At 70.7% G+C, this 25,997-nt stretch carries 28 protein-coding genes and 1 tRNA gene; 15 read left to right on the forward strand and 14 right to left on the reverse strand.

The window, feature by feature from the left end; genetic code table 11:
* The first annotated feature begins 2 nt into the window (after positions 1-2).
* Complete coding sequence (locus tag AB0F52_RS08325) at positions 3-1,922, forward strand: glycosyltransferase (RefSeq protein WP_360166147.1); 1,920 nt, start codon at positions 3-5, stop codon at positions 1,920-1,922.
* A gap of 54 nt (positions 1,923-1,976) precedes the next feature.
* On the opposite strand, the gene AB0F52_RS08330 is transcribed toward AB0F52_RS08325, so the two are convergent.
* Complete coding sequence (locus AB0F52_RS08330) at positions 1,977-2,222, reverse strand: hypothetical protein (protein ID WP_360166150.1); 246 nt, start codon at positions 2,220-2,222, stop codon at positions 1,977-1,979.
* A 173-nt stretch (positions 2,223-2,395) separates the two neighbouring features.
* On the opposite strand from AB0F52_RS08330, the gene AB0F52_RS08335 reads away from it, so the two are divergent.
* From AB0F52_RS08335 to AB0F52_RS08350, 4 genes are all read left to right on the forward strand, one after another.
* Entirely contained in the window at positions 2,396-3,160 is a 765-nt protein-coding gene (locus AB0F52_RS08335; protein WP_360166153.1) for an ESX secretion-associated protein EspG, read from the forward strand.
* A 130-nt stretch (positions 3,161-3,290) separates the two neighbouring features.
* Positions 3,291-3,740, forward strand: a complete 450-nt coding sequence (locus AB0F52_RS08340; RefSeq protein ID WP_360166156.1) for a hypothetical protein — start codon at positions 3,291-3,293, stop codon at positions 3,738-3,740.
* Between the two features lie 3 nt (positions 3,741-3,743).
* Positions 3,744-4,316, forward strand: a complete 573-nt coding sequence (locus AB0F52_RS08345; protein ID WP_360166159.1) for a DUF3558 family protein — start codon at positions 3,744-3,746, stop codon at positions 4,314-4,316.
* 9 nt (positions 4,317-4,325) lie between these two features.
* Entirely contained in the window at positions 4,326-5,822 is a 1,497-nt protein-coding gene (locus AB0F52_RS08350; RefSeq protein ID WP_360166162.1) for a hypothetical protein, read from the forward strand.
* A gap of 57 nt (positions 5,823-5,879) precedes the next feature.
* Here the strand turns inward: AB0F52_RS08350 and AB0F52_RS08355 are convergent, their stop codons facing one another.
* Genes AB0F52_RS08355 through AB0F52_RS08365 form a run of 3 tightly spaced genes read right to left on the reverse strand, consistent with a single transcriptional unit; the run spans position 5,880 to position 8,557 of the window.
* Positions 5,880-6,788, reverse strand: coding sequence for a glycosyltransferase family 2 protein (locus tag AB0F52_RS08355; protein ID WP_360166165.1), 909 nt, complete (start codon positions 6,786-6,788; stop codon positions 5,880-5,882).
* Positions 6,788-7,603 carry an ABC transporter ATP-binding protein gene (locus AB0F52_RS08360; protein ID WP_360166168.1) on the reverse strand — a complete coding sequence of 272 codons (816 nt, stop codon included), beginning with the start codon at positions 7,601-7,603 and terminating at the stop codon, positions 6,788-6,790. Before AB0F52_RS08360 ends, AB0F52_RS08355 begins: the two co-directional genes overlap by 1 nt.
* A gap of 3 nt (positions 7,604-7,606) precedes the next feature.
* Positions 7,607-8,557, reverse strand: a complete 951-nt coding sequence (locus tag AB0F52_RS08365) for an ABC transporter permease (RefSeq protein WP_360166171.1) — start codon at positions 8,555-8,557, stop codon at positions 7,607-7,609.
* Positions 8,558-8,674: 117 nt separating this feature from the next.
* On the opposite strand from AB0F52_RS08365, the gene AB0F52_RS08370 reads away from it, so the two are divergent.
* Both AB0F52_RS08370 and AB0F52_RS08375 read left to right on the forward strand, forming a co-directional pair.
* Positions 8,675-9,913: a polysaccharide pyruvyl transferase family protein gene (locus AB0F52_RS08370; RefSeq protein WP_360166174.1), complete on the forward strand. Its 1,239-nt coding sequence runs from the start codon at positions 8,675-8,677 to the stop codon at positions 9,911-9,913.
* Positions 9,914-9,979: 66 nt separating this feature from the next.
* Entirely contained in the window at positions 9,980-11,128 is a 1,149-nt protein-coding gene (locus AB0F52_RS08375; protein ID WP_360166177.1) for an epoxide hydrolase family protein, read from the forward strand.
* A 52-nt stretch (positions 11,129-11,180) separates the two neighbouring features.
* Here AB0F52_RS08375 and AB0F52_RS08380 read toward each other — a convergent pair whose 3' ends face one another.
* Complete coding sequence (locus tag AB0F52_RS08380; RefSeq protein ID WP_360166180.1) at positions 11,181-11,762, reverse strand: bacterial proteasome activator family protein; 582 nt, start codon at positions 11,760-11,762, stop codon at positions 11,181-11,183.
* Positions 11,763-11,896: 134 nt separating this feature from the next.
* Between AB0F52_RS08380 and AB0F52_RS08385 the strand changes: the two genes are divergently transcribed.
* Positions 11,897-13,096, forward strand: coding sequence for a cysteine desulfurase-like protein (locus tag AB0F52_RS08385; protein WP_360166183.1), 1,200 nt, complete (start codon positions 11,897-11,899; stop codon positions 13,094-13,096).
* Between the two features lie 5 nt (positions 13,097-13,101).
* Here the strand turns inward: AB0F52_RS08385 and AB0F52_RS08390 are convergent, their stop codons facing one another.
* Positions 13,102-14,079: an NAD(P)H-quinone oxidoreductase gene (locus AB0F52_RS08390; protein ID WP_360166186.1), complete on the reverse strand. Its 978-nt coding sequence runs from the start codon at positions 14,077-14,079 to the stop codon at positions 13,102-13,104.
* 81 nt (positions 14,080-14,160) lie between these two features.
* Between AB0F52_RS08390 and AB0F52_RS08395 the strand changes: the two genes are divergently transcribed.
* Positions 14,161-15,702 carry a M28 family metallopeptidase gene (locus AB0F52_RS08395; RefSeq protein WP_360166189.1) on the forward strand — a complete coding sequence of 514 codons (1,542 nt, stop codon included), beginning with the start codon at positions 14,161-14,163 and terminating at the stop codon, positions 15,700-15,702.
* A gap of 55 nt (positions 15,703-15,757) precedes the next feature.
* On the opposite strand, the gene AB0F52_RS08400 is transcribed toward AB0F52_RS08395, so the two are convergent.
* On the reverse strand, positions 15,758-16,687 hold the full coding sequence (locus AB0F52_RS08400) for a neutral zinc metallopeptidase (protein WP_360166192.1): 930 nt from the start codon (positions 16,685-16,687) through the stop codon (positions 15,758-15,760).
* A gap of 511 nt (positions 16,688-17,198) precedes the next feature.
* Between AB0F52_RS08400 and AB0F52_RS08405 the strand changes: the two genes are divergently transcribed.
* Entirely contained in the window at positions 17,199-17,672 is a 474-nt protein-coding gene (locus AB0F52_RS08405; protein ID WP_199191580.1) for a MarR family transcriptional regulator, read from the forward strand.
* 33 nt (positions 17,673-17,705) lie between these two features.
* On the opposite strand, the gene AB0F52_RS08410 is transcribed toward AB0F52_RS08405, so the two are convergent.
* A tRNA-Ser gene (locus AB0F52_RS08410) sits at positions 17,706-17,792 on the reverse strand.
* A 64-nt stretch (positions 17,793-17,856) separates the two neighbouring features.
* Between AB0F52_RS08410 and AB0F52_RS08415 the strand changes: the two genes are divergently transcribed.
* Entirely contained in the window at positions 17,857-18,327 is a 471-nt protein-coding gene (locus AB0F52_RS08415) for a hypothetical protein (protein WP_360166196.1), read from the forward strand.
* Here the strand turns inward: AB0F52_RS08415 and AB0F52_RS08420 are convergent.
* Positions 18,308-19,147, reverse strand: coding sequence for a patatin-like phospholipase family protein (locus AB0F52_RS08420; RefSeq protein ID WP_360166199.1), 840 nt, complete (start codon positions 19,145-19,147; stop codon positions 18,308-18,310). The genes AB0F52_RS08415 and AB0F52_RS08420 overlap by 20 nt on opposite strands.
* Positions 19,148-19,227: 80 nt before the next feature.
* Between AB0F52_RS08420 and AB0F52_RS08425 the strand changes: the two genes are divergently transcribed.
* A complete protein-coding gene (locus tag AB0F52_RS08425) occupies positions 19,228-19,662 on the forward strand; it encodes a VOC family protein (RefSeq protein ID WP_360166202.1) in 435 nt (144 codons plus the stop codon).
* Between the two features lies 1 nt (position 19,663).
* Here AB0F52_RS08425 and AB0F52_RS08430 read toward each other — a convergent pair whose 3' ends face one another.
* Positions 19,664-19,945, reverse strand: coding sequence for a DUF2277 domain-containing protein (locus AB0F52_RS08430; protein WP_360166205.1), 282 nt, complete (start codon positions 19,943-19,945; stop codon positions 19,664-19,666).
* Positions 19,946-20,046: 101 nt separating this feature from the next.
* On the opposite strand from AB0F52_RS08430, the gene AB0F52_RS08435 reads away from it, so the two are divergent.
* Positions 20,047-20,988, forward strand: a complete 942-nt coding sequence (locus tag AB0F52_RS08435; protein ID WP_360166208.1) for an Ldh family oxidoreductase — start codon at positions 20,047-20,049, stop codon at positions 20,986-20,988.
* Here AB0F52_RS08435 and AB0F52_RS08440 read toward each other — a convergent pair.
* Positions 20,985-21,209, reverse strand: coding sequence for an RNA-binding S4 domain-containing protein (locus AB0F52_RS08440; RefSeq protein ID WP_013222201.1), 225 nt, complete (start codon positions 21,207-21,209; stop codon positions 20,985-20,987). The genes AB0F52_RS08435 and AB0F52_RS08440 overlap by 4 nt on opposite strands.
* 18 nt (positions 21,210-21,227) lie before the next feature.
* Positions 21,228-21,980: a serine protease gene (locus AB0F52_RS08445; RefSeq protein WP_360166653.1), complete on the reverse strand. Its 753-nt coding sequence runs from the start codon at positions 21,978-21,980 to the stop codon at positions 21,228-21,230.
* Between the two features lie 172 nt (positions 21,981-22,152).
* Here AB0F52_RS08445 and AB0F52_RS08450 point away from each other — a divergent pair, with 172 nt between their 5' ends.
* Both AB0F52_RS08450 and AB0F52_RS08455 read left to right on the forward strand, forming a co-directional pair.
* Positions 22,153-22,971: an SDR family NAD(P)-dependent oxidoreductase gene (locus AB0F52_RS08450; protein WP_360166213.1), complete on the forward strand. Its 819-nt coding sequence runs from the start codon at positions 22,153-22,155 to the stop codon at positions 22,969-22,971.
* A gap of 144 nt (positions 22,972-23,115) precedes the next feature.
* A complete protein-coding gene (locus AB0F52_RS08455) occupies positions 23,116-23,691 on the forward strand; it encodes a hypothetical protein (RefSeq protein WP_360166216.1) in 576 nt (191 codons plus the stop codon).
* Between the two features lies 1 nt (position 23,692).
* On the opposite strand, the gene AB0F52_RS08460 is transcribed toward AB0F52_RS08455, so the two are convergent.
* Together AB0F52_RS08460 and AB0F52_RS08465 are read right to left on the reverse strand one after the other, a co-directional pair.
* A complete protein-coding gene (locus AB0F52_RS08460) occupies positions 23,693-24,352 on the reverse strand; it encodes a response regulator (RefSeq protein WP_086846232.1) in 660 nt (219 codons plus the stop codon).
* A complete protein-coding gene (locus AB0F52_RS08465; RefSeq protein ID WP_360166656.1) occupies positions 24,349-25,932 on the reverse strand; it encodes a sensor histidine kinase in 1,584 nt (527 codons plus the stop codon). The genes AB0F52_RS08460 and AB0F52_RS08465 overlap by 4 nt, the downstream gene beginning before the upstream one ends.
* Positions 25,933-25,997 lie beyond the last annotated feature (65 nt).

A 25,997-nucleotide genomic window follows, 5' to 3' on the forward strand; every position in this document is an offset into this window, starting at 1 on the left:
AGATGCCCGGTAAAACAGCCACCCCGGCGCCGACCACCGAAGCCGGCACGGCCACCGAGACGCGGTTCACCGAGCACACTCCGCAGGGCCGCCTGACGGCGCAGCGCGGGCTCTACGCCGGCCCGGCGCCGATCGTCAGCAAGGACCTGTACGCCGAGGTCGAGTGGGGCGCGGCCGTGCGGGAACGGGCGTCGATCGCCCTCGAGCCCGCCTCCAAGGTGTCGGGCAACACGTACTTCGGCCGGTTCCCGGCCAGCTACTGGCAGCGCTGGACCACGGTGACCGAGGTCTCCGTCGAGGCCGTCGTCACCGGCACCGGCCTGCTGTCGATGGGCGCCTCGGACGTCGAGGGCGAGCCCCGCGTGGTGGCCGCCGAGCAGATCAAGGACGCCAAGCAGGCGAAGGTGTCGCTGACCGGCAAGCTGGACAAGTTCTACGACGGCGGCGCGCTCTGGCTCGACCTCGAGACCGAGGGGGGCCAGACGCTGCGCGTCGAGCAGGTCCGTTGGACGGTCGAGGCACCGGAGAAGATCCGTCCGACCGCGGTGACCATCTGCACGATGAACCGCGCCGACGACTGCCTGAAGAACCTCCAGGCCCTCGCCGCGGACGTCTCGTCGCTGGAGACCCTGGACGCGATCTACGTCGCCGACCAGGGCACCGACCTCGTCGAGTCGCGCGACGGCTTCGAGCAGGTCGCCAAGGACCTCGCCGACAAGCTCCACTACATCAAGCAGCCGAACCTCGGTGGCGCCGGCGGCTTCACCCGCGGCCTCTTCGAGGTGGCCGGGCACACCGCGACCGAGCACGCGAACGTCCTGTTCATGGACGACGACGTCCTGCTCGAGCCGGACCTGGTGATCCGGATGACGGCGTTCTCGAACCGCGCCGCCGACCCGATCATCGTCGGCGGCCAGATGCTCAACCTGTTCCACCCGAACCAGCTGCACGTCGGCGCCGAGTACGCGCGGCTCAACACGCTCGAGCCCGGCCAGCCGGTCGAGCACTCGCTGTCCACCGCCGACCTGCTCGGCGTGGACGAGGAGACGCTGAAGCCGAACCGCCAGGAACGCCGCCTCGACGCCGGCTACAACGGCTGGTGGTCGTGCCTGATCCCCTACGAGGTCGTCCGGGCCAGCGGTTACCCGCTGCCGTTCTTCTTCCAGTGGGACGACGCCGAGTACTCCTACCGGGCCCGCGCGCACGGCTTCCCGACCGTCACCCTGCCGGGTGCGGGCGTGTGGCACGCGGACTTCCACATGAAGGACTGGGACGAGTGGCACCGGTACTTCAACCTGCGCAACTCGATCATCACCGCGGCCCTGCACTCGCCGTTCAACCTGAACCTGCTTTCGCGGGTGCTGATCGCGCAGCTGGTGCGCTACCTGCTCGGCATGCAGTACGGCCTGTCGGCGACGCTGATCAAGGCCGTCGAGGACTTCCTGAAGGGTCCCGAAATCCTGCGTGACGGCGGGGTCGAGGCGATGAAGGAGATCCGCCGCATCCGTGACGACTACCCGGAGACCAAGCGCCACAAGGCGACCGACGTCCCGGGCATCGCGTCCAACGACATCGGCATCATCAACAGCTCGCCGCGGCCCAGCCTGCAGCGCGTGGTGCTGATCAGGCGGGTCCTCGACCGGCTGCTCGGCCGCAGCCGCTTCGGGCTCGGCGCGGTGCCGATCGACGAGGCCAACTGGTGGCACATCGCGCTGTTCAACACCGCCGTGGTCACCGACGCGAGCCAGGAAGGCGTCCGCGTCCGGTCCTACGACCGGGTGAAGATGTTCGCGCTGGCCAAGCAGGGCGTGAAGGTCATCCAGCGGCTGCGCAAGGAAGGCGCGGCGGTGCAGGAGCAGTACAAGCGGGCCATGCCCGAGCTCACCTCGCGCGAGAACTGGAAGCGCCTGTACAAGCTCTGATCACGGGCTCCCGCGAAGGCCGTCTCACGTTCTCGTGAGGCGGCCTTCGCCGTGTCAGGCGTGCATGCCGAACACGGTGCTCTTGCGGTTGAGGTCGTCGATGTACGCGGCGGCAACGTGGGCGAAGTTGATCGCGACCACCGAGTCGGCTTTGGTGGTCACCGTTTCGACGGCGCCGGTCTTGACGAGCTGGGCGAGCTTGCCCGCCAGCTTCCCGGATTCTTCGGTGGTCAGCGCGAACAGCAGCGGTTCGCCGCCGGTGGCGAGGTGCAGGACGAGGGCGGGTTTCGGGTCAGCCATGCGTCCATCGGACCAGCGCCGATCTTCGCCGGGCAAGCGGGTTCGCTGAGGGCGGAGCTGTGGTTCGGGGGCTCCGGGTGGCGGAGCCCCCGGCCTGGGGCGAAGCCCCGGTTGTCACTGCGGTGGACTACCGTTTTCGGCGACGACCGGAAGACCCCGGGGGGACGGAAGCGATGCCTCACTCGTTCTCGCTGTCGCTGGCAGCGGTGGACATCCTGCTGGAACAGCTCGGGCTCGGCCGCGCGCCGACGCCGTTCGAGGTTCCGCACGTCGGCACGACCGTCGAGCAGCGCGCGATGATCCGCGACGCCGTCGTCCGCGACCTGACCGGCCGCGGGCTGTGGAGCCGCGGCCGCCTCGACGCGGACGCCGAGCTGGCGCTGGCCACGTTCGTCCGGGGGAGCGTGGCCATCAACGCGGCCGCCGAGCTGGGCGACCGCCACCTGTTCGCGCGCGTCGCCTCCGACGGCCAGTTCGCGGTGCTCGTGCGCCAGGAGGAGAACCTCCTCGTCTTCGAGGAGGTTCGCCCGACGGGCATCGTGCCGGCGATCGTCGACCTCCTCCCGCTGACGCCGGCCGCGCCCGGCCAGTCGGTGACGATTGCGCGGCCGGTCCAGCAGCCCCGCCACCAGCGCCGCGACGAGGCGTACGACCCGTTCGCGGGCGTCACCGGCCCGCGCTCGCACAGCAACGCCGGCGGCCCGCAGGTCCGCATGATCGAGCGCGTCTTCCAGGAGCCGAAGAAGCGCGTGGGCCAGTTCACGGCGCAGACGCGCGGCGGCACGTTCCCCCCGCTGGCCTGGTTCGACACCCCGAGCGGCCGCTGGCTGATGTCCTCCCGCGCGGCCGCCGACGGCCAGCGCTGGATCACCTACGCCCCGGCCGACAACGCCCGGCTGGCCCAGCAGCTGTACGCCCAGCTCGAAGGCCAGTTCTGACGGTACGGGAACCGGCCGCGCCCCGGGCGCGTCCGAAGTGGAGATCGGTGAACGGCGGTTGCGCTGGGTGCCCGCCTAGTAGACTTCCGGGTGCACACGCACGGGCGAAGCGATTCGGGGTGGAACAGCGATGCTGATAGCTGACGGCGGGGGCGGCGGCTCGATCTCGGACATCGTCAACCCGCTCTCCTCAGCCGGGATGAGCGCCGCGGTCAAGAGCGTCACAGCCGAGACCCAGAAGCTGGTCGACGCAGCCAAGGGAGGCGGCTTCAAGATCACGCCGGAAGGTGTGAAGCCGATCCGGGACGCACTGACCGAACTGGTCAACGACCTCGGCGAACTGCAGTACAAGAGCTTCCTGCTGGACCAGACCCCGCAACTCGGGAACCACCCGTACGGGCTTGCCGTCGCCAAGCACGACCAGAAGAGCGCCTCGGCCGCCGACGGTGGCGCGACTCACGTTCTCCAGCAGCTCCGCGAGGTCGCGAGGCAGGCGGACGAGGCGCTCGCCAGGGCTGCCGGCCTCTACAAGGAAACAGAGAGCCAGGCCTTCTCCGCTCTTCAGACCAAGCAGGCTTGAGGGATGACGAAACTTCTCGTTCGGGTTCTCCTTCCGCTCGCGGCAGGTGGCACGCTGCTCGCCGGGTGCACCACCACGCAAGGGGGAACCGCGTCACCCGCCCAGTCGTCTTCGGCAGGCGAGTCGGGGACCCCGGAAAGCCCGTCTTCCGGTGGCGGCGGGACCCAGTCGATCACGGACGCCTGCTCGCTGCTGGAAGCGGGCGACGTGAGCGGCTACGGCGAGTTCAACGAGCCGCAGAACAAGACGGTCGCCGGCGTGCGTTCCTGCAGTTACCGGCAGAAGATCGCGTCGGCGAGTGACAACGCCAAGGTGATCGGCGTCAACGTCCGCGACACCGCGTCGGTCGCGCAGGTCAACGACACCGGCGGTGGCGTGGTCGACAAGGACGTCAACGGCCGGAAGGCGAGGGAGGCCTCGGGCGGTGCGTCGTTGCCGGCCTGCACGCTCGCCCTGCCGGTGGGCGACTCGTCTCGGGTTGATGTGGCGGTGATCGGTGCCGATTCGGCGGACCAGGCCTGCCAGGTCGCCGAGGCGGTCGCGAAGGCCGTCGAACCGCGGCTGCCGAAGGGATAGGGGACCCAGATGACCACGCAACAGGGACCGCGGCCGAAGACCGAGGACAAGACGCCCCAGCAGGTCCAGGACATGGCGCCCGCCGAGCGCGACGCCTACCTCCAGCAGAAGGCCGAAGAAGGCGTCGACCCGGGCAACTGGTTGTTCGGGGCGGTGCAGCAGTGGATGGCCCAGGCGCGGGCGAAGAACCAGGCCCAGCAGATGGGCGACAAGAACGTCAAGGATGCCACCCAGGGCCGCGACGTCGAGTACGTGCAGGGCCTGAACCCGTCGAGCGCGGACTACAAGGGCAGCGACCACACGCAGCTCAAGGGATACCTGGACACCAACCTGGACGTCGATCAGGTTTCGGAAGTCTCGACCGCGTACCACGAAGTCCACCAGGTCTTCGACAAGTTCGCGCAGTCGATGAACACCGCCGTCAACGCCTCGAAGGGCACCTGGGAAGGCAGCGCCGCCGAGAACGCGCAGCAGTACTTCAGCAGCCTCGGCAAGTGGTCCGACGCCAACTCGCAGAACGCCAAGCTGGCCTCGGAAACCATCTACGACCAGGGCCAAGCCGCCGCAACGGCGAAGAACTCCATGCCGGCTCCCATCCCGTTCAGCTGGACCGACGAGTTCAAGGGCTGGGCCACCTCGAACCCCTTCAACCTGCCCGACAACGTCGACAAGTCGATCCAGAAGCAGAAGGACAGCCAGGCCGCGCACGACGAGGCCGCCGGCGTCATGGCGACCTACGACAAGAACCTCTACGAGGCCGCCTCCAAGCAGCCCGCCTTCGCGCCGCCGCCGAGCTTCAGCACCGGTGGGGGCAGCGATGACCCCAACGGCACCGGCGACAAGAACGGCATCAACAACCCCTCGAGCGTCAACGTGCCGGGCTCGCACTCGGTGAACACACCGGGCGGCACCGCCCAGGGCTTCGTGTCCGGCAACACCCCCGGGCCGCTCGGCGGGCCGGCCGGGCACTCCTTCTCCGGGCCCGGCTCGACCACCGGGTCCGGGTTCGTGCCCGCGGGCACCACCACGCCGTCCGGCTTCACGCCCAGCTCGGTCCCCGCCGCGTCGACATCGAACTCGAACCAGCAGTTCGGCGGGATGCCGATGAGCCCGATGCCGATGGGCGGGATGAACTTCGGCGGCGACGAGGCCTACAACTCCAAGGTCGGTGGCGGTGGCGGTGGCGGCGGGCGCGGTGGCGGCGGCTTCGGCCCCGGTGGCTCGGGTGCCGGCAACGCGACGGGCGCGGGCGCCGCGTCGGGTGCCGCCCGGCCGGGCGGGATCGGAGCCGCGGAAGCGGCCGCGGGCCGCGGGATGGGCGGCCTCGGTGCGGGTGGCACCGGTCGCGGGGGCATGAGTCCCGGTGGCGGCGGCCTGGGCCGCGGCCAGAAGGGCGAAGGCGACGAGGACACCGAGCACTCGCGCCCGACCTACCTGGTCGAGGGTGACCCCGACGAGGTCTTCGGCACCGACCTGCGCACGGCGCCGCCGGTCATCGGCGAATAAGCCTGCTCAACGGAAAAGGCCCCCGCGACGAGAGCGGGGGCCTTTTCCGTTGCAGGATCAGTAGCGGTAGAACTTCTCGGCGCGGCCCTGCCGCACCAGCTTCAGCCACTGCAGGAACGCCTTCGGGTCCCGCTTCACGCCCACGAAGTACAGTCCGAAGCGGACGATCTCGAGCGCGCCGATCTTCCGCATGCCCGGCTGGGACAGCAGGTAGCCGCGGTTGCGGTAGGTGTAGTACCGCTTGACCTCGTTTTCCGGGTCCTGCGCGTGGAACTTGCCGCCCAGCATGGGCTTGAACTCGTCCGAGCCGTCCGGGTGCAGGTACTTCGTCTTCAGCGACGTGCCGAACGGCAGCCCCGACCGGACCAGCCGCCGGTGCAGCTCCACCTCGTCGCCGCGGAAGAACAGCCGCAGGTCCGGCACGCCGACGACGTCCAAAGTGGACGCGCGGAAGAGCGCGCCGTTCATCAGGGACGCGATGCCGGGCAGGAAGTCGGCCCCCAGCTCGGACTGCGAACGCTTCCACGTCAGGCCGCGGCGCAGCGGGAACGCCAGCTTGTCCGGTGCGTCGATGTTCGACACCACCGGCGAAATCTCCGCCAGGTCCCGCTTTTCGGCTTCCTCCAGCAGAATCGCGAGCACGTTCTCGTCGGCCGGGCGCCCGTCGTCGTCGGCCAGCCAGACCCAGTCCGCGCCCAGCGAGAGCGCGTGCAGCATGCCCAGCGCGAACCCGCCGGCGCCACCGAGGTTCCGGTGCGACGGCAGGTACGTGTGCGGCAGCGGGTAGTTCTCGACGACCTCGCGCGCGGAGTCGTCCGGCCCGTTGTCGACGACCACCAGGTGGTCGACCGGCCGGGTCTGGGCCGCGATGACCTTCAGCGAGTCCGCGAGCAGCTCCCGCCGGTGCCGCGTGACGACCACGCCGACGACCGCGCCGTCGGGCAGCTGCCGGGTCTCGCTGGCCATCATTCCCCGCCGTTCGTCATCGCCGCCGGCTCGATGCCGAAGCGCTCCAAGGTTTCCTGGCTCATGTTCTCGAAGGGGTCACGGCCCTTGTACGACGTCAGGACGTCCCGCAGCGAACCCTGTTGCTTGAGGTGCCCCTCGTCCATCCAGATGGCCGAGTCGCACAGTTCGAAGAGGAACTCGTCCGAGTGGCTGGCGAACACCAGGATGCCGGAGCGCTTGACGAGGTCCTTGAGCCGGTCGCGCGCCTTGTTGAGGAACGCCGCGTCGACCGCGCCGATGCCCTCGTCGAGGATGAGGATCTCGGGGTCGATCGACGTGACGACGCCCAGCGCCAGCCGCACCCGCATACCCGTCGAGTACGTGCGCAGCGGCATCTGCAGGTAGTCGCCGAGCTCGGTGAACTCGGCGATGTCGTCGACCCGCTTCTCCATCTCCTTGGCGGTCATGCCGAGGAAGAGGCCGCGGATGATGATGTTCTCGACGCCCGAAATCTCGGGGTCCATGCCGATGCCGAGGTCGAACACCGGCGCGATCTTGCCCTTGATCCGCGACGAGCCGCGGGTCGGCTCGTAGATCCCGGCGAGCAGGCGCAGCAGCGTGGACTTGCCGGCGCCGTTGTGCCCGACCAGGCCGACGCGGTCGCCTTCACGCAGGTTGAGGGACACGTCGTGCAGGGCTTCGATGATCGGCACCTTCGTGTCGGTGCCGATCTTGCCACCGACCTTGCCGAGGACCTTCTTCTTCATCGAGCGCGTCTTCGCGTCGAAGATCGGGAAGTCGACGAACGCGTTGTGGACGTCAATGGAAACCATGTGTCACACCCAGTAGGAGACGCGGGCACGGTAGTTGCGCATCGCGACCAGCGCGAGAGCCCAACCGACGACGGTGATGGAGCCGACCACGATCCAGTTCCCCGGGGAGAACTCCTGCCCCAGCAGCGGCGCGCGGACCACCTGCATGAAGTGGTAGAGCGGGTTGAGCTTGACGACCGGCAGGATCCAGGAGGCGCCCTCGCGGGTGCCGCCGGTCATCAGCTGGTCCACCGGCCAGACGATCGGCGTGCCGTAGAAGAGCAGCTGGATCAGCGAGTTGACGACCTGCGGGATGTCGCGGAAGCGGGTCGAGATGATGCCGAACAGCAGCGTCACCCAGGCGGCGTTGAGCGCCAGCAGCACGAAACCGGGGATGGCCAGCAGGATGTTCCAGCTGAGGCCCGGGTGGCAGATGTGGCCCTGGACGCACGACCCGTTGCCCAGCAGCGAGTACTTGTTGCTGAGCGCGCTGAAGAAGATCGCCAGCACGGCCACGTAGACGATCAGGTTGTGGGCCAGCATCAGCGTCTGCCGCCACACCGTGCGCAGCATGTACACGCTCAGTGGCGCCGGGAGCTGCTTGATCAGCCCCTCGTTCGCGATGAACGTCTCCATGCCCTCGGACAGGCAGCCGCTGATGAAGCCCCAGATGATGAAGCCGGTGGAGATGTAGGGCAGGAACACCTCGACGGGCAGCTTGAACAGCTGGGAGTACAGCAGCCCGAGCCCGAGCGCGAGGACGGCCTGGCTGATGGTGATCCAGAAGGGCCCGATCACCGAGCGGCGGTATCTCTGCTTGATGTCCTGCCAGCCCAGGTGACCCCAGAGCTCGCGGGCACTGAATCCGGACTTGATGTCGGCGAAGGCACGCGAGAACGTCTTGCTGTCCGACGTCGGGGATGCCGAAGTCGTCACGGGTGAGTCTGCGGCCTGAACCGTGCTGGTGGCATGCACGAAGACGAGGGTACCGATGGGTCCGTCACCGGCCTGGCCACCCCGCCCGCAACCCGTGCTCGCGGGGGCCGCGAAGGTGACCTGGATTACAGTCCGTCACACCGTACGATTCGCCGCATGGCGGTCGCTCCCGGTGAGAATTCGTCGACGAAGTCGGCCCAGCGTGCTCTCTACTACCTGGTGGCTCCGGTGGGGCACCCCAATTACGGCGACGAGCTCATCGCGGCGAGCTGGCTCGGTGAGCTGGCCGCGATGGCTCCCGAGGCCGACGTCTGGGTGGACACGCATTCTCCCGGGCCCGCGGCGGTCCTGCTGGACGGCATCCACCCCCGGGCGAAGTTCACCGACACGCTGTGGCGGTTGTGCTGGGAGGCGCCGTCGGAAGAGCCGTGGCAGGTGGCCGCCTGGGTGCGCGAAGCGGTGCACAACCCCGGCATGATGCCTCGCCTGCACAGCGGGATCGAGCTGCTCGCGACCGCCGACGTCGTGCACGTCGTCGGCGGCGGCTACATCAACAAGCTGTGGCCGAAGCAGCTCGGCCTGCTCGCCGGCGCCGCCGCGGCGGTGGAACGGTCCGGTGGCCGCGCCGCGATGACCGGGCACGGTCTCGTGCCGGCCTGCGAGGACGTCACGCCCCTGCTGCTGAGCCTGCTGGACCACTTCGACGTCGTGGAGGTCCGCGACGAAGCGTCGGCGGCCCTCGTCGACGTGCAGCCCGGGATCGACGACGCGTTCCTGGACATCGGCCCGCACCGCTTCGAGGCGGACGAGGACCAGCCGGAGGTCATGCTGTGCCTCCAGTCCGACCTCGTCGAGGTCGGCATCGGCAAGCTGGCGGGCGCGGTGCTGTCCATGCTGCGCGCCTGGAAGGTGCCGCCGGAGCGCGTCGGGGTCGTCGAAGGGGTGCCCCGCGTCGACCGCGAGGTGTTCGCCTTGCTGGAGCGCGAGCTGCCCGGTGCCCGGTTCTACCCGTTTTCCCACATCTGGGCGCACGGCCTGCCGGCCAACCCCCGTCAGACGTGGATTTCCACCCGCTTCCACATCCACATGCTGGCGGCCGCGGCCGGCGCATCCGGGGTGGCGGTCTCCATCAACCCCGACTATTACGCGACGAAGCACCGCTCACTGGCTGCGCTCGGCTCGAACTGGACGGTGCTGGAGGATCTCACCCAGGTGCCGGACCGCCCCACGGCCGGTGGCTACCCGGCGGAGACCCTCGCGCACCTGCGGAGGGCCAAGAGCGAGATCGCGAAGACGGTGTACGCCCCCGTAGCGCGTCGGACTTCCGACGGCGCTTCGAGCGAACCGCAGCCGGAGTCGTTCCGGCGTCGCTGGTCGAGGCGAATCCTCGGCTGAGCCGAGTTGTCCGGGTAGAAGCGATCGAGGACCGGATCTGTCCTCGATGGCTTCTAGTGTTCAGACATGACTTCCGAGATCACGCCGTTCCGCGTCGACGTTCCGCAGGCCGCCCTCGACGACCTCCGTGCGCGGCTGGCGAACACCCGCTGGCCCGACCAGCCCGCCGACGTCGGCTGGCGGCTCGGGGTGCCCGTCGGCCACGTCCGTGAGCTGGCCGACCACTGGCGCACGGGCTTCGACTGGCGGGCGCAGGAAGAGCGCATCAACGGCTTCCCGCAGTTCACCACCACGATCGACGGGACGAACGTGCACTTCCTGCACGTGATTTCGCCGGAACCCGCGGCGCCGGCGGTACTGCTGGCGCACGGCTGGCCGGGTTCGATCGTCGAGTTCCTGGACGTCATCGGGCCGCTGACGGACCCCCGCGCGTACGGCGGCGCCCCGGCGGACGCGCTGACGGTGGTGGTGCCGTCGATCCCGGGCTACGGCTTCTCGGGCCCGCCGACGTCGCCGGACTGGGGACCGGCCCGGGTCGCCCGGGCGTTCGCGGAACTGATGACCCGCCTCGGCTACCCCCGGTTCGGTGCCCACGGCAGCGACTGGGGCGCCACGATCTCACGCGAACTGGCGACCCAATTCCCCGAGCGGCTGGTGGGCATCCACGTGACGATGCTGGCGTCGGCGGTCGTCCGCGGCGAAGCCGACCTCGAGGGGTTGGAGGGGCTCGAGCTGGAGAAGGGAAGGCGCTCGCTGGAGAAGGGGACGAAGTTCTCTCGCGAGGGCACCGCCTACGCGTTGCTCCAGGCGACGAAGCCCCAGACGCTGGCGTACGGGCTGCATGACTCCCCGGTCGGCCAGCTGGCCTGGATCGCGGAGAAGTTCCGGTCGTTCTCGAACACCACGGAAGACCTGATCGACCGGGACGACCTCCTGACCGACGTGTCGATCTACTGGTTCACGGAGACGGCGAATTCCTCCGCCCGGCTGTACGCCGCCCAGACGGGCGGGTGGGGAGCGCCGGCCCCGGTGAACACGGTCCCGACGGGCGTGGCGGTCTTCCCCGGGGACATCGGCCGGCCGATCCGGACCCTGGCGGAACGAACGGACAAGATCGTTCATTGGACGGAGTTTTCCCGGGGTGGTCACTTCCCGGGGCTGGAGGAACCGGACGCCCTGATCGGCGACCTCCGCGGGTTCTTCCGGAATCTCTAGTTGTCCACAGAGGTTGTCCACAGGCCCTCCGGTCTGTGGACAACCCCGGCCGTCAGAGGTACTGGCCTGTTCCCGAGATGCCCGGTCCGTGCTCGTGCCCGTGGCCGACCGCGCCCGAAGGGCCCGCCGGCAACCCGCGCCGCATCTGCTCCAGCTGGACCCGGGCGGCCATCTGCTGGGCGAACAGGGCCGTCTGGATGCCGCTGAACAGCCCCTCCAGCCAGCCCACCAGCTGGGCCTGGGCGATCCGCAGCTCCGCGTCCGACGGCGTCGAGTCGTCGGTGAACGGGCGGACCAGCCGCTCCAGCTCGTCCTGCAGCTCCGGCGCCAGCGCCTTCTCCAGCTCGCGGATCGACGTCTGGTGGATCTCGCGCACCCGCGTGCGGGAGGCGTCGTCGAGCGGGGCCGCCCGGACCTCCTCCAGCAGCTGCTTGATCATCGTGCCGATGCGCATCACCTTCGCCGGCTCTTCGACGAGGTCACCCACCGACTCGGGGTGCTCGGCGCCGGTGTCGGGGGAGGGCAGCTGGGTGGCGCCCACCGGCGTGCCGTCCGGTCCGACGACCACCACGTGGGGTGAAGATTCCTGGCCCGGGTCACCCGCTGTGAAGTTCGGCTCGGTCATGTGCTCCATCCTGGCTTGCGTTCGACACGCTCCGCGACACCCACGGGGTGTCCGTCTCCGAGCGTAGCGGCTCCGGGGGTTCCCGGTGGCTCTCCACCCAACCCCGGACGCACGGCGAAACCGCACGTCCGTACGGTGTCCCCATGGCGTTCGACGTCGCTCGTATCCGTGGGCTCTTTCCCGCGCTGGGTGACGGCTGGATTCACTTCGACGGCGCCGCCGGAATGCTGGTCCCGGAACAGGTCGCATCGGCCGTTTCCACGGCGATGCGCGCCCCGGTGTCCGGGCCGGGCGGAGCGTTTCCGGCCTCACAACGCGCGGAAAGCATCGTGACCGCGGCCCGCCGGGCCGTGGCCGACCTGGTCGGGGCCGACCCCGCCGCCGTCGTGCTCGGGCCGAGCGCGCCGGTGATGCTGCGCCGGCTCGTCGACGCGCTCGCCGAGCGCTGGACCATCGGCGACGAACTCGTCGTCTCGAGGCTCGACGAGCAGGCGAACCTCGCGCCGTGGCAGCGCGCCGCCAAGCGGGTCGGGGCCGTCATCCGCTGGGGCGAGATCGACATCGAGACCTGCGAGCTGCCCGCGTGGCAGTACGAGCAGCTCGTCTCGGCGCGCACCAAGGCCGTCGCCGTCACGCTCGCGTCCGGTTCCGTCGGCACCCGGCCGGACGTGCCGACGATCATCGAGTTCGCCAAGCGGGTCGGCGCGCTCGTCGTCGTCGACGCCACCTACGCCGCGCCCTTCCTGCCGCTCGACATCAACGCGCTCGGCGCCGACGTCATGGTCGTGTCCGCGCAGGCCTGGGGCGGCCCGTCGGTGGGCGCGCTGGTCTTCCGCGACCCCGAGCTGATCGAGCGGATCCCGTCGGCCTCGCTCGACCCGATGGCCCGCGGCGCCGCCCGGTTGGAGCTCGGCCCGCACGCCTACCCGCTGCTGGCCGGGCTGATCGCGTCGATCGACTACCTCTCCGGCCTCGACGACGCCGCCACCGGCTCGCGGCGCGAGCGCCTGGTCACCTCGCTCGGGTCGGCGAAGTCCTACCACGCCGGGCTGCTTGCGCAGCTGTCCACCGAACTGCTGTCGCTGCGGCACATCATGGTCATCGGCAACGCCATGCGCCGGATCCCCGCGCTCGCCTTCGCCGTCGCCGGCAAGAAGTCGCCCGAGGTCGCCGAGTACCTGGCAACGCAGGGCTTGTGCGCCTTCGCCGACGACGGCACGAGCGGCGTCTTCGCGTCACTCGGCGTCGGAGAAGTGGGCGGCGCCGTGCGGATCGGGCTCGCCCACTACTCCAACGTCTTCGAGATCAACCAGCTCGTGCGGGTGCTCGACGAACTGCGCTGACGCGGCTAGGACTTCGCCGCCAGCAGCACCTTGCCGAAGACGCTGCCCTCTTCGAGGATCCGGTGCGCGGACGCGGCTTCGGCCATGGGCACGACCTGGCCGACGATCGGCTTGACGAGACCATCGGAGACCAGCGGCCACAGGCGCTCGCGGACGTCACCGACGATCGCCGCCTTCTGGTCGAGCGGCCGGAACCGCAGGCCCGCGGCGAACACCGAAGCCCGCTTTCCCAGCAGCGTGCCGACGTTCAGCTCGCCCTTCACCCCGCCCTGCATGCCGATGATGACCAGCCGCCCGTCCTGCTGCAGCGCGTCGACGTTGCGGCCGAGGTAGGACGCGCCCATGTTGTCGAGGATGACGTTCGCGCCACCCGTTTCCTTCTTGAGAACCTCGACGAAGTCCTGTTCCTTGTAGTTGATCGTGAGGTCGGCGCCGAGCTGGCGGCAGCTTTCGAGCCGCTCCGGCGAGCCCGCGGTGACGGCGACGGTGGCGCCGAGCGCCTTGCCGACCTGGATGGCGTGCGTACCGATGCCGCCGGCGCCGCCGTGGACCAGCAGCACCTCGCCTTCGGTGAGCTTCGCGTGCATCACGACGTTCGCCCACACCGTGCAGGCCACCTCGGGCAACGCGGCCGCGGTGAGCAGGTCGATCTCGCCCGGCACCGGCAGCAGCTGCCCCGCCGGGACGACGGCCTTCTCCGCGTAACCGCCGCCGGAGAGCAGGGCGCAGACCTCGTCGCCGACGTTCCAGCCGGTCACGCCTTCGCCGAGTTCCGCGATCGTGCCGGAGCACTCGAGGCCGAGGGTTTCGCTCGCGCCGGGAGGCGGCGGGTAGTGGCCCTGGCGCTGCAGCAGATCCGCGCGGTTCACCGCGCTCGCCGCGACATCCAGCAGCACCTCGCCGGGGCCGGGACGCGGATCCGCGACCTCCGCCCACTCGAGAACGTCCGGGTCACCTGGTTCACGGATGGTGATCGCGTACATGTGTCGACTGTATACCGGGGGCAAAGTTCCCGCCGAAAGGCGCATTGACGGACTTCGCATATCGAACAAAGGTGAGCAACCATGTCACCCTTTAGAACGAAATTTCTCCCGCCGCTGGCCTTGGCCGCCGGCGCGACGCTGGTGCTCGGCCTGACCCCGGCCGCCGCCGCGAACACCGTTCCCGACGGGCCGGCCCTGGCGAAGCAGCTTGTCAAGAAGGTCGACGCCAACGGCGTCAACCGGCACCTGATCGCGCTCCAGCGCATCGCCGACACCAACGGCGGCACGCGGGCGGCGAGCACCGAGGGCCACAAGAAGTCCGCCGAGTACATCGCGACGAAGCTCGAGGCGGCCGGGTTCCAGGTCACCCGCCAGGAGTTCCCGTTCACCTACTCGCAGACCCTCGCCGAGAAGCTGACCGCGGGTGGCGCGAACGTCCCGGTCATCGCCATGGAGTACACGACGTCGACGCCGGTCGGTGGCATCACCGCGCCGCTCGCCGTGATCGCCGTCGACGACACCAGCGGCTGCGAGGCCACCGACTACACCGCGGACGTCGCGGGCAAGATCGCGCTGATCAAGCGCGGCGGCTGCTCGTTCGCGCAGAAGCAGCAGACGGCCGCGGCCGCGGGCGCGATCGGCGCGATCGTCTACAACAACACCGACGGCGCCCTGAACGGGACGCTCGGGGGCCCGGAGAACGCGAAGATCCCGACCGGGGGCGTGACGGCGGCCGCGGGGGCGCAGCTGGCCACGCTCGGCGGGCAGAACGTGACGCTGGAACTGCGGGCCTTCCAGGAGGCGCGGACCAGCTACAACGTCATCGCCGAGACCAAGACCGGCCGCAAGGACAACGTCGTGATGCTGGGGTCGCACCTCGACAGCGTCCCGGCCGGCCCGGGCATCAACGACAACGGTTCCGGCTCGGCGACCCTGCTCGAGACCGCGCTGCAGCTGGGGAGCAGCCCGAAGGTCAACAACGGCGTGCGCTTCGGCTTCTGGAGCGCGGAGGAGTTCGGCCTGATCGGCTCGACCTACTACGTCGACCAGCTGACGTTCGAGCAGCAGCTCGACATCGCGCTGTACCTGAACTTCGACATGATCGGCTCGCCGAACGCCGGCTACTTCGCCTACGACGGGGACAACTCCGACGGCGTCGGCGCGGGCGCGGGCCCGTACGGCTCGGCGCAGATCGAGAAGACCTTCGTCGACTTCATGCAGGCCGCGCGGGGCGTGTCCCTCGAAGGCACCGACTTCACCGGCCGCTCGGACTACGGCGAGTTCATCGCCGTCGGCATCCCGGCCGGCGGCCTGGACACCGGCGCCGAGGTGCTGAAGACCCCGGCGCAGGCGGCGAAGTGGGGCGGCACGGCCGGTATCGCGTTCGACCCGTGCTACCACCAGGCCTGCGACAACCTGGGCAACATCGACCGGGTCGCGCTGGACCGCAACGCCGACGGCGTCGCCTGGGCCCTCGGCGTCTACGCGACGAGCACCGAGAGCGTCAACGGCGTCCAGCCGGGCAAGGCCAAGGCGGCCAGGCAGAAGGCCGCCGAACGCGGTGCGCAGCGGAACTTCTCCGCCCGCGCCGTGGCCGGCGACCCGCACGCGCTGACTGCCTGACGAAAGACCGAAGGGGCCGTCCCGGCTGCGGGGCGGCCCCTTCGTCGTTCTTCTACTAGCCCAGGTTGTTCGTGCCGAAGGTGTCGCAGCGGGCCGGTTCGCCGGTCTGGAAGCCGGTGGTGAACCACTTCTTGCGCTGCGCCGACGTGCCGTGGGTGAACTTCGAGCGGTCGACCTGGCCGCCGCCGAGGTTCTCCTGGATGTAGTCGTCACCGATGCGGGACGCGGTGTCCAGCGCGGAGTTGACGTCGTCCTGGGTGACGTCGGTGATCAGCGGCTTGCCGCTCTCGGTCGGCGTCGTCGAGGCGTGGTTGGCCCAAACGCCGGCGTAGCAGTCCGCCTGCAGCTCCAGGCGGACCGAACCGGACGTCGGGCCGGTGCCGGTGCCCTTCTTCGAAGTGCCGAGCAGGTTCTGCACGTGGTGGCCGTACTCGTGGGCGAGCACGTACGACTCGGTGAAGAGACCGCCCTGCGCGCCGAAGCGGGTCTTCAGCTCGTCGAAGAAGGAGAGGTCGATGTAGACGTCGGAGTCGGCCGGGCAGTAGAACGGGCCGGTGTCGGAGGTGGCGCTGCCGCAGCCGGTGCGCACGCCGCCGTTGAAGAACTTCGTCGGCGCCTTCTGGTAGGTCGAGCCGGAGCGCGCGAACTGCTGTGCCCAGTAGTCCTGGACGGAGTTGACGACCGCGACGATGGCGCAGTCGTGGTTCTTGTTGGCGTCCGCGCCCGTCTTGCACTCGCTGGACAGCTTGGAGTTGTCGACCTGCTGGCCGGACCCGACGCTGCCGAGGCCACCGCCCAGACCGCTCCCGCTCGGCGCGCTGACCCCGCCGAGCTGGGACAACACGAAGTAGATGATCAGCCCGACGACGCCGAGTCCACCGCCGCCGAGCGCCACGCGGCCGCCGATCCCGCCGCCGCCTCCACCGCTTCCGCGCAGGTCCTGGACTTCGGAGGTGTCCAGGCCGGCGTCGTCGTCGAATCTCACCCGGGAATCGTAACGAGCCTGGGCACGGCCGTCGCGCTGACTGCCGTGCCCAGGCTCTTTGTACCGAGGTATGTCTTTGGTCGAGCGGCTGGCCGCTTCCGGGGCCGGCGTTCAGGCGCTGTCGTCACGGCTTCCGAGACCGTGACCGGAACCAGGCCCGACCGACGCCGTATGCGTGATGCGCATGGAAGCCCGCTCTTGGCTGTTCACAGTCGCGGCCGAACCGGTAGGTGTCCGTTCCGGTCGCGGGGACGCAGCGGGCGGTCAACCGCGAGGTTCACCCGTCACACAACCACCTGACCTCTCCTGGCGGGGGAGCCGGGCCGGCACGTCACCGTCGCCGCGCCACTTACCTGGCCGAACGTCCGCCGACAAGCAGAATGCGCCTTTCCCGGCCGAGTCTCAACCTTTTCGTAACCCCACCTTCGGGCGATGTTGCCACGGTATTTTCACCGGCAGACGAATCGGACTCGGACCGCGCGGTTCCTTGATCAGCGTTCTACGCTGCCTTATGACCGAGGAGCGTGCTGTGCGGTGGTTGAACGAGGCCGAGATGGCGGCGTGGCGCTCCTACATCGTGGCGACCCTCCTGTTGCGGCAGCGGCTGCACCGCGAGCTGACCGAGTGTCACGAGGTGTCACTGGTCGATTACGAAGTGCTCGTCTGCCTGCAGATGCAGCGCGACCACCGGATGCGGATGTCGGAGCTGGCTTTCATGATGGGCTCGACGAAGAGCCGGCTTTCGCACCAGGTGGCCAAGCTGGAGGAGGCGAGCCTGGTCCGGCGGGCGCGTGACCCGGAGGACAAGCGCGGCGTGATCACGGAGCTGACCGACGAGGGCGAGGCGCTGCTGGAGAAGGCGGCGCCGACGCACGTCGAAGGCGTGCGAGAGCACCTCATCGACCTGCTGAGCCCCGAGGAGCAAGCGACGATCGCCGCCGCGTTCGAACGCGTGCAGGCGCACTTGCTGGAGCCGGAAAGCTGAACCCGGGCGCTCGGCGCGCCCGGGTGCTCAGTGCGGTAGCGGTGGGATTCGAACCCACGGAGAGGTTGCCCCCTCGCATGTTTTCAAGACATGTTCCTTCGGCCGCTCGGACACGCTACCCCTGCCCACGAGGGTAGCCGACGGTTCCGGGCAACCCCGGCCGCGCCTCCGACGTCGTCACGCCGTGAAGACGCGATGGGATCCGGACGGCCCCGGCTGGCCGGCCGACGCCCCGGGTCCGCCGGTGACGGCGTTCTCGATGGCCTGCCTGGCGATCGTGCTGGTGTCCTTCGGCGGCCTGATCTTCCTCGCGGCCACGCTCCGGGACCGGGCCGGTTCGGTCGTGGCTCCGGCGACCGTGGAACGGGTGGTGGCCCTGGACCGGGTCGTCGCCCGCGTCGACGGCAGGCTCATGGACGTGCGGACGCCCACGAACTACGACCGCCACACCCACGTCCGGACCGGTCCCGGCTACGTCCGGGGCACCCGCTTCGAGGTGCGCTACCGGCCCGGCAAGGCCGAGCCGGCGACCGACACCGCGCGGGAGGTCCGGCTGCCGGGCCCTTGGATCTTCGCCCTCGCGGGCGGCGGCCTGCTGCTCGGCATCGCCGGTCTGCTGGTGCCGGCCCGGCCGCTCAGGTCCAGGTCAGAGTGAGGGCCGCGCCCTGCGCGCGGCCCGCTTCGGCGGCCGGGGTGCGGGTGGCCGGGTCCAGCGGGTTCGCGCCGGCCGCTGCCTTCGAGGCCTCGTCCGGCGTGATCAGGGTGACCTCCGCACCCGCCGCGCGCAGGTCGTCCAGTACCTCCAGCAGCGGCTTCTCCATCGGCAGCGGGGCGTCCGCGCCCAGCGGCGAAACCACGGTCACGCGCTTGAATCCGGTCGCGTAGTCGGCGTTCTCGGCCGAGCGGACGCCGCCGTCGACGTAGCGGCGGCCGTCGATGGTCACCGCCGGCCAGATGCCCGGGACCGCGCAGCTCGCCGCCACCGCGTCGACCAGCGAGACGCCGGACTCGCTGTCGAAGCGGCGGGGCTCGCCGGTCTCCGCGTCCACCCCGACGATCACGAGGCGCTGCGCCGGCCAGTCGTGCACCGGCAGCCGCGCCTCGATCACCGCGCGACGCTCCGCCTCGGACACCGTTTCGGCCGCCAGGGCCAGCCGCCCGACCGCTCGCCGCACCTCGGCCGGGTCGGTCGCGCCGGTGACCGCGCCGCCGAAGTCGGCGGCGAACTTCTCGAAGTCGATTTCGGCCGGGATCTCCGGCGTCTGGTGTGCCGGATCGGCCTGGCGCGCGTACAGCTCGGCCAGCGGCCGCCCGCTCGCCACCTGCGCCGCCACGACCGACCCCGCCGACGTCCCGACGAGCAGGTCCGCGCCCGTCAGGTCCTGGCCGTGTTCGGCCAAGCCCACCAGCAGCCCCGTCGTCCACGCGATTCCGGCGACCCCGCCGCCACCCAAAACCAAAGCTTGTCCGCCCATGCGGGCAGCCTAGCGACGGGGTCCGACAATTCCCGGCCGCCGGGATTACCCTCCAGGTCGGTGCGGCGAGAGGGGCGGAGATGACCGCGAAGATCGAGGGCTTCCACCACGTCAAGTTCCCCGTGCGCGACCTGGCGCGCAGCCGCGCGTGGTACGAGCGCGTGCTGGGGCTCGACGTCACCCACGAGTTCCCGGACGCCGACGGCGTCGTGCGCGGGGTCGCCGGGACGATCGACGGCGTGCCGGTGGCGTTGCGCGTGCAGGAGGCGGCCGCCGCGGGGCTCGCCGGGTTCGACCCGGTCTGCTTCTCGATCGCCGACCGCGCGGCCGCCGACGCGTGGATCGCGCGGCTGGACGAGCTCGGCGTCGAACACCCCCCGCTGTTCGAAGCCACCACCGGCTGGATGGTCCGCTTCAACGACCCCGACGGCACCGAAATCCGCCTCTACAGCCTGGCGAAGGACGACGGCGTCGATCACACCGGCGAGCGGGGCTACGCGCGGCCCGCGCGCTGACTCAAGGCCGGCGCAAGGCCTTCGCGGCGATCCGCGCCTGGACCTCGGGGCGGCGCAGCGGCGGCACGGTCGCCGGCGGCTGGCGGCGCTCGGGCAGCTGCTCCAGCAGCCGGGTGGTGATTTCGGTGATTTCGGCGACCGCCGCCTCGAACGGCTCGCGCGTGGCGTCCGACAGCGACTGCACGCCGGTGACCTTGCGGACGTACTGGCGGGCCGCGGCCTCGATCTCCTCGCCCGTCGCGGCCGGCTGGAGCCCCCGCAGGGTGGTGATGTTTCGGCACATGCCGCTCAGGGTACGGCTTTTCGCGGGCATCGATCACACGGTCGGGTAGGCCGGGCCCGGCTTCGTTGACGCCCGAACCGCCGCTGGGCAAGGTCGGGGAAGTGCCCCTCAGACCACGCCCGTTCCGCTCCGCCCGCCCCGAACCCGGCATCCTCGAAGAAGAGGCCCCGGAAACCCCGATCCCGGAACAGGCCTGGCCCCGCGTGCGGGCCGACGAACTGGTCACCCTCGTGGCGCACGTCTTCGCCGCGCACGGTCTCCCCGAAGCGCGCGCCCGCATCGCCGCCGAAGCGCTTTGCCACGGCGATCTCACCGGCTCGCCGGAGACCGGGGTCGCCGACCTGACCCGCGTGCACCTGCCGCTGCTGAAGAACGGGCTCGTCGTGCCGCACGCCGAGCCGCTGATGATCGCCGACCGCGGGGCCGCCGCGCTGATCGACTACCGCCGAGCGCTCGGCCTCTGGGCCGTCGGCGACGCGATGGACCGGGCGGTGACGCGAGCCGGCCGCTTCGGCGTCGGGCTCGTCTCGCTGCGCGGCATCGGGCCGTTCGGCCGGGCCGGGCACCACGCCGCGCGGGCGCTGCCGCACGCCATGATCGGGCTGGTGCTGGCCGCGGGCGGGGAGCCCGGCCAGCCGATGAACCCGCTGGGCATGGCGGCGCCGGGCGGCGCGTACCCCGAGTTCGTCTTCGACATGGACCGCCCCGGCTCGGAAGCGGCCGGGCTGACGCTGCTGGTCGAGGTCCTCGCCGGGGTGCTCTCCGGCGTCGCCGACCACGAGCACGACACCGGCCTGCTGGTGCTGGCCATCGCGCCGACGACGCTGCGCAGCGCCGACGGCTTCTACCGCGCGGCGAGCGCGCTGTTCGGCAGCATGCTCGGCTGGGACGGCGGCGCGCCGATCCGCTACCCCGGCTGGCGGGAGGCCCAGCACCTCGAGCAGTGCCGGGCACTGGGTGTGCCACTGGCCGGGCCGGTGCGCCGCGAACTCGACGCGCTCGCCCGGTCGCTCGGCCTACCGCCGCTGACCAGCGTCGGTTAGCGGACCAGGATCACCTTGCCGCGGTCGGGGCCCACCGCCACGACGTCGCCGTCGGTCAGCTGGCGGCCGCGGCGGGTCTCGACCTCGCCGTTGACCGTGACCTCTTCGGCGTCGATCAGGTCCTTGGCGTGGGAGCCGTCCTCGGCGAGGCCGGCCAGCTTGAGGAACTGGCCGAGCCGGATCGGCTCTCCGGTGATGGGTACGTCGACGGGCTCGCTCATGCCCCGCATCATGCCGCCTCAGGTACGAGCGGTCGTCTGCCGGTAGAGCGCGAGGACGTCGGTGTCGAAGTAGCTCGAGTACGACGTGTCGGCGTCGTCGCCGCCGAACTCGAAGCCGCCGATGACGCCGATGACCGTGCCGAGCCGGGTTTGCGGGTTCTGCCCGGCGACCCACGGGCCGCCGCTGGTGCCGGTCGGGAAGCCCGCGCAGTCCACCCGCAGCTGGTAGGTGTCCTGCTTGGCGGTGGTGTTCCGGCAGACCGCGGGCACCTCGGAGTCGTCCGGGTAGCCGGTGAGCGTGATGGCCTGCTCGAACGCGGTGCCGGTGGCCAGCAGGTTCGCGCCGACCAGGCTCTCCAGGGACTTCGCGGTGCCCGCCTGGTGCGCGGTGGCGAAGCCGACGTCGAGGTCCGGGTCCGACGAGGCCGTCCAGCCCGGCGCGACGAGCTCGTCCGACACCGCCCAGTAGCCGAACGGCGCGACCCCGTCGTGGTAGCCGGGCGCGAAGGTGACGCCGGTGAGGTAGCCGCCGCCCTCGCCGTTGTGGATGCAGTGGGCCGCGGTCAGCAGCACGTCACCGCGCTCGCTGTGCACGACGCTGGCGGTGCAGTAGTGCTCGCCCTCGGCGAACAGCGCGCCGACCGCGGGGCTCGACACCGCGGGCACGTCGGCCGGAGCCGCCTCGGCCGTGGCGAGCTCCGGTGTCGTCGCGCTCGCCGGCTGGGCCGGCCGGGCGGCGACGACCACGACGAAGGTCACGCCGAGCAGCATGATCGCGGCGAGGGTGAGCAGGACGGCTGGTCGCCGCACGGTCCCTCCTCGTCTCGGTGCTGTCGACGAGACCACCATAGGACGACGGACCGCCACAATCAGCGCACCCACAGCAAGCTCACAGCCGCTAACATTCGCTACTCGGGAGTAACACCTGACGGCGGGAGAGCCGATGAAGCAGTTCGCGGACAAGGTCGTGGTGATCACCGGAGCGGGCTCGGGCATCGGCCGGGCGTTGTCGCTGGAGTTCGCGCGGAAGGGCGCCAGGGTCGCGCTCTCCGACGTCAACACCGCGAACGCCGAGGAGACGGCCAAGCTCGCCGGCGACAACGCCCGCGCGTACACCTTGGACGTCGCCGACCGCGGCGCCGTGCTCGCGCACGCCGAAGACGTCGCCGACGAGTTCGGCGCGGTCAACGCCGTCGTGAACAACGCGGGCGTGGCGCTCGGCGCGACCGTCGAGGAAATGACGTTCGAGGACTACGACTGGCTGATGGGCATCAACCTCGGCGGTGTCGTGAACGGCACCAAGGCGTTCCTGCCGCACCTGATCGCGTCCGGCGACGGGCACGTCGTCAACATTTCCAGCGTGTTCGGCTTCGTCGGCGTGCCGACGCAGAGCGCCTACAACGCGGCGAAGTTCGCGGTGCGCGGATTCACCGAAGCGCTGCGCGAGGAAATGCTGATCGCCCGGCACCCGGTCGCGGTGAGCTGCGTGCACCCGGGCGGGATCAAGACCAACATCGTGCGCAACTCCCGCAGTGCCGCCGACGACCAGGAAAAGGCCGCGCGGGGCTTCGAGCGGATCGCCCGCACCACACCGGAGAAGGCGGCGCAGACGATCCTGCGCGGGATCGAGCGGAAGTCGGCGCGGATCCTCATCGGACCGGACGCCTACGTGATCGACGCCATTCCGCGCGTGCTCGGCTCGGCGTACCAACGACCGCTGGCGGCACTCGCCCGGCTCGGGCTCAAGCAATCGGAGAGCTGACCTTCACTCAATGGAGTTGCGTTTCTGACAGAACCGTCCGAAACGGTCCAGAATGCTGGAGGTCCGCCAGCCCCGTCCCGGAGGTCCCCGATGCTTCGCACCGCACCGCGCAGTGCGACCCGTCCGTCCAGCGACCGCACCGCGGTGGAATTGCTGGATCGCACCGGCATCGTCGCGGCGAGCCTGCCCCGGCGCCGCCGCACCGGCGGCGAGGTGGCTCAGCCGGAGGAGCCGATCTACACCCGGCCGCCGGTGTGCGACCAGGACCTGCGCCCGAAGTCGGTGGTGATCCGGCGCCGCGCCCGCACGTGGCTCGGTGGCGGGGCCGCGGTGCTGCTCGTCGCGGCCGGCTGGCTGGGCGGCGGGCTCTTCACCGGCGGCCTGTTCGCGCCGGAACGTGACGTCGCTCAGCTCGACGCGCGCCCGGCGGTGGCCGTGGCACCCGCGCCGGAACCGCCGGTCGCCCAAACTCCGCCGGCGCCGCCCGCCGTCACGCCCGCCCCGAAGACCGTCTACGTGCCGGTGCCCGCGAAGCCGGCGCCGAAGCAGGTACCAGCGCAGGCGCAGGCGAAACCGCAGCCGAAGAAGCCGGTGCCGGATGAGGAAGCCGAGGCGCGGGTCGACCTGCCCTCGTCGGCCACCCCGCCGCCGGCGAGCAACCCGATCCAGGCGTGGGTCGACGTCGCCGAGAGCATGGCGCGGCGCTACGGCGGCCGCTGAGTCAGGCCTCCGACCAGCGGTATTCGTGCTCGGGGCGGCCGGTGGCGCCGTAGCGCAGCCGCATCTGGACGGTCCCGGACTCCGCCAGCGCCGTCAGGTACCGCTGCGCCGTCGCCCGCGCCATGCCCAGTTCGCCCGCGACCTCCGCGGCCGACAGCGGCCGCCCGGCGCGCCGCAGCTGCTCCGAGACCAGCCGGGACGTCGCTGTCGACTGGCCCTTCGGCGCGGTCGTGCGGTCCTGGTCGTGCAGCACCCGGTACGCGCGGTCGACGTCGTCCTGTGCCAGCGCCCGGTCTTCGGCGAGCAGGCCGCGGAAACGCGCGTACGACGTCAGCCGCTCCGCGAGCTGGCGGGTGGTGAACGGCTTGATCAGGTAGTTCAGCGCGCCGGCCCGGATCGCCGCGGCCACCGACGCGCTGTCGGTCGCCGCGGACAGCACGATCGTGTCCGTCTGCAGCTCCGGGAGCACCGCGAGGCCGGACTCGTCGGGCAGGTAGACGTCGAGCAGGATCAGGTCCGGTGCGAGTTCCCGGACGCGGGCGCGCGCCTCGGCGGCGGTGTGCGCGGTGCCGACCACCGCGAAGCCCTCGACCTCCTCGACGAAGCCGGCGTGCACCCCGGCGACCCGGAAGTCGTCGTCGACGATCAGCGTGCGGATCATCCGTCCTCCGTCAGCGTTCCGGGCAGTTTGGCGACGAACAGGGCGCCGGTCTCGCCTTCGCCGGGGTCGGCCAGCCAGACGTCGCCGCCGCGGGCCCGGGCGGCCTGCCGGGCGAGCGCCAGGCCGAGGCCGTGCCCGGGGGCGATCTTCGTCGAGACGCCTTCGTCGAACAACCGCCGCCGCAGGTCCGCCGGCACGCCGGGGCCACTGTCCACAACGGACACGTGCAGGGTGCCGCCCTCGGCGAGCAGCCCGATCTCCACGGTCGCCGGCCGCCGCGGGCCCATCCGCGCGGCGTGCAGGGCGTTGTCGACGAGGTTGCCGATCACGGTGTTCGCGGCGATCGGGTCGGTCACCGTCGTGGGCACCCAGGTGTCTTCGGCGAGCTTGAGGACGAGCCCCTTTTCCTGCGCCTGCTCGGTTTTCGCGACGAGCAGCGCCTGCAGGTACGGATCGGCGACGGCGTCGCCCAGCTCGCTCGGCCGCGCCGAAGACGAGTCCGTCAGCGTCTGCAGGTACTCGACGGCTTCGGTGTGGTGGCCGAGCTGGAGCAGCCCGTAGAGCGTGTGCAGCCGGTTGGCGAACTCGTGCCGCTGGGCGCGCAGGCCGTCGGACAGCGCGCGGATGCCGTCGAGCTCCCGGGTGAGCGTGTCGAGGTCGGTGCGGTCGCGGAAGGTGAGCACGGTGCCGATCGGCCGGTCGTCCAGGCGCACGGCCCGCGAATTGATCACCAGCACCCGGTTCCCGGCCACCGCGAGCAGGTTGTCGACCGGGCGGCCCTCGCCGACGGCCTTGTGCAGGCGGGGGCTGAGCTCGAGTTCCGACATCGCCGCGCCGATCGGGAGTTCGGTGCCGAGGAGGCGCTCGGCTTCGTCGTTGCGCACCGAGACGCGGTTGTTCTCGTCCAAGGCGAGCACGCCTTCGCCGATCCCGTGCAGGACGGCTTCGCGTTCGTAGAGCAGCTCGGTGAGTTCGTGCGGCTCGAGACCGTGGGTGACGCGCCGCAGCCGCCGGTTCAGCAGCGCCGACGCGCCCGCGCCGAGCAGCAGCGCGCCCCCGGCGAACAGCAGCGTGACGGTCAGCAGGCGGTTGAAATCGCCGGTTGGGTAGGCTATCTCGAAGCCAACGCTCACTTCGCCGACCACCCGCCGGTGGTCCGGTGTCCAGATCGGTGTCTTGCTGCGGACGGACAGGCCGAGCGTGCCGCTCGCCACGGTGTTGACGTCGTCCAAGCCGGCGAGCGCCCGGTCGGCCGGGGTGCTGACCCTCTTGCCGATCTCGGTCGGTGTCGGGTGCGCCAGCCGGATGCTGTTGTCGTCGGTGATCACGACGAACAACGCGTCGGTCCGCTTTCGCACCGCCAGCGCGCGTTCCTGGAGCGCGCCGCCGGGGATCTTCGCGGCCGTGTCGGCCATGACGACCGGATCGACCGCCACCGACTTCGCGATGGCCAGCGCGCGCTCGCTGTACTGCTCGTTGAGCGTGCGGGAGAGGAGCACGCTGACCAGCGCGACGCCGATCCCGACGACGAGGACGACCACGCCGATCTGCAGCAGCAGCACCTGCCTGCTGAACCGCATCCGCGGGAAGAGCGCCCACTTTGGCATGGCTGGGAACATACCCCCAGGTCAAGCCCGTGCGCTAA

It is taken from the genome of Amycolatopsis sp. NPDC024027 (assembly GCF_040638975.1).
GTDB lineage: Bacteria > Actinomycetota > Actinomycetes > Mycobacteriales > Pseudonocardiaceae > Amycolatopsis.

Bases quoted from the DNA above. Each gene is read 5' to 3' on its own strand.
- AB0F52_RS08325 (WP_360166147.1), top strand. From the start codon at position 3: ATGCCCGGTAAAACAGCCACCCCGGCGCCGACCACCGAAGCCGGCACG.
- AB0F52_RS08330 (WP_360166150.1), bottom strand. From the start codon at position 2,222: ATGGCTGACCCGAAACCCGCCCTCGTCCTGCACCTCGCCACCGGCGGC.
- AB0F52_RS08335 (WP_360166153.1), top strand. From the start codon at position 2,396: ATGCCTCACTCGTTCTCGCTGTCGCTGGCAGCGGTGGACATCCTGCTG.
- AB0F52_RS08340 (WP_360166156.1), top strand. From the start codon at position 3,291: ATGCTGATAGCTGACGGCGGGGGCGGCGGCTCGATCTCGGACATCGTC.
- AB0F52_RS08345 (WP_360166159.1), top strand. From the start codon at position 3,744: ATGACGAAACTTCTCGTTCGGGTTCTCCTTCCGCTCGCGGCAGGTGGC.
- AB0F52_RS08350 (WP_360166162.1), top strand. From the start codon at position 4,326: ATGACCACGCAACAGGGACCGCGGCCGAAGACCGAGGACAAGACGCCC.
- AB0F52_RS08355 (WP_360166165.1), bottom strand. From the start codon at position 6,788: ATGGCCAGCGAGACCCGGCAGCTGCCCGACGGCGCGGTCGTCGGCGTG.
- AB0F52_RS08360 (WP_360166168.1), bottom strand. From the start codon at position 7,603: ATGGTTTCCATTGACGTCCACAACGCGTTCGTCGACTTCCCGATCTTC.
- AB0F52_RS08370 (WP_360166174.1), top strand. From the start codon at position 8,675: ATGGCGGTCGCTCCCGGTGAGAATTCGTCGACGAAGTCGGCCCAGCGT.
- AB0F52_RS08375 (WP_360166177.1), top strand. From the start codon at position 9,980: ATGACTTCCGAGATCACGCCGTTCCGCGTCGACGTTCCGCAGGCCGCC.
- AB0F52_RS08380 (WP_360166180.1), bottom strand. From the start codon at position 11,762: ATGGAGCACATGACCGAGCCGAACTTCACAGCGGGTGACCCGGGCCAG.
- AB0F52_RS08385 (WP_360166183.1), top strand. From the start codon at position 11,897: ATGGCGTTCGACGTCGCTCGTATCCGTGGGCTCTTTCCCGCGCTGGGT.
- AB0F52_RS08390 (WP_360166186.1), bottom strand. From the start codon at position 14,079: ATGTACGCGATCACCATCCGTGAACCAGGTGACCCGGACGTTCTCGAG.
- AB0F52_RS08395 (WP_360166189.1), top strand. From the start codon at position 14,161: ATGTCACCCTTTAGAACGAAATTTCTCCCGCCGCTGGCCTTGGCCGCC.
- AB0F52_RS08405 (WP_199191580.1), top strand. From the start codon at position 17,199: ATGACCGAGGAGCGTGCTGTGCGGTGGTTGAACGAGGCCGAGATGGCG.
- AB0F52_RS08420 (WP_360166199.1), bottom strand. From the start codon at position 19,147: ATGGGCGGACAAGCTTTGGTTTTGGGTGGCGGCGGGGTCGCCGGAATC.
- AB0F52_RS08425 (WP_360166202.1), top strand. From the start codon at position 19,228: ATGACCGCGAAGATCGAGGGCTTCCACCACGTCAAGTTCCCCGTGCGC.
- AB0F52_RS08430 (WP_360166205.1), bottom strand. From the start codon at position 19,945: ATGTGCCGAAACATCACCACCCTGCGGGGGCTCCAGCCGGCCGCGACG.
- AB0F52_RS08440 (WP_013222201.1), bottom strand. From the start codon at position 21,209: ATGAGCGAGCCCGTCGACGTACCCATCACCGGAGAGCCGATCCGGCTC.
- AB0F52_RS08445 (WP_360166653.1), bottom strand. From the start codon at position 21,980: ATGCTGCTCGGCGTGACCTTCGTCGTGGTCGTCGCCGCCCGGCCGGCC.
- AB0F52_RS08450 (WP_360166213.1), top strand. From the start codon at position 22,153: ATGAAGCAGTTCGCGGACAAGGTCGTGGTGATCACCGGAGCGGGCTCG.
- AB0F52_RS08460 (WP_086846232.1), bottom strand. From the start codon at position 24,352: ATGATCCGCACGCTGATCGTCGACGACGACTTCCGGGTCGCCGGGGTG.
- AB0F52_RS08465 (WP_360166656.1), bottom strand. From the start codon at position 25,932: ATGCGGTTCAGCAGGCAGGTGCTGCTGCTGCAGATCGGCGTGGTCGTC.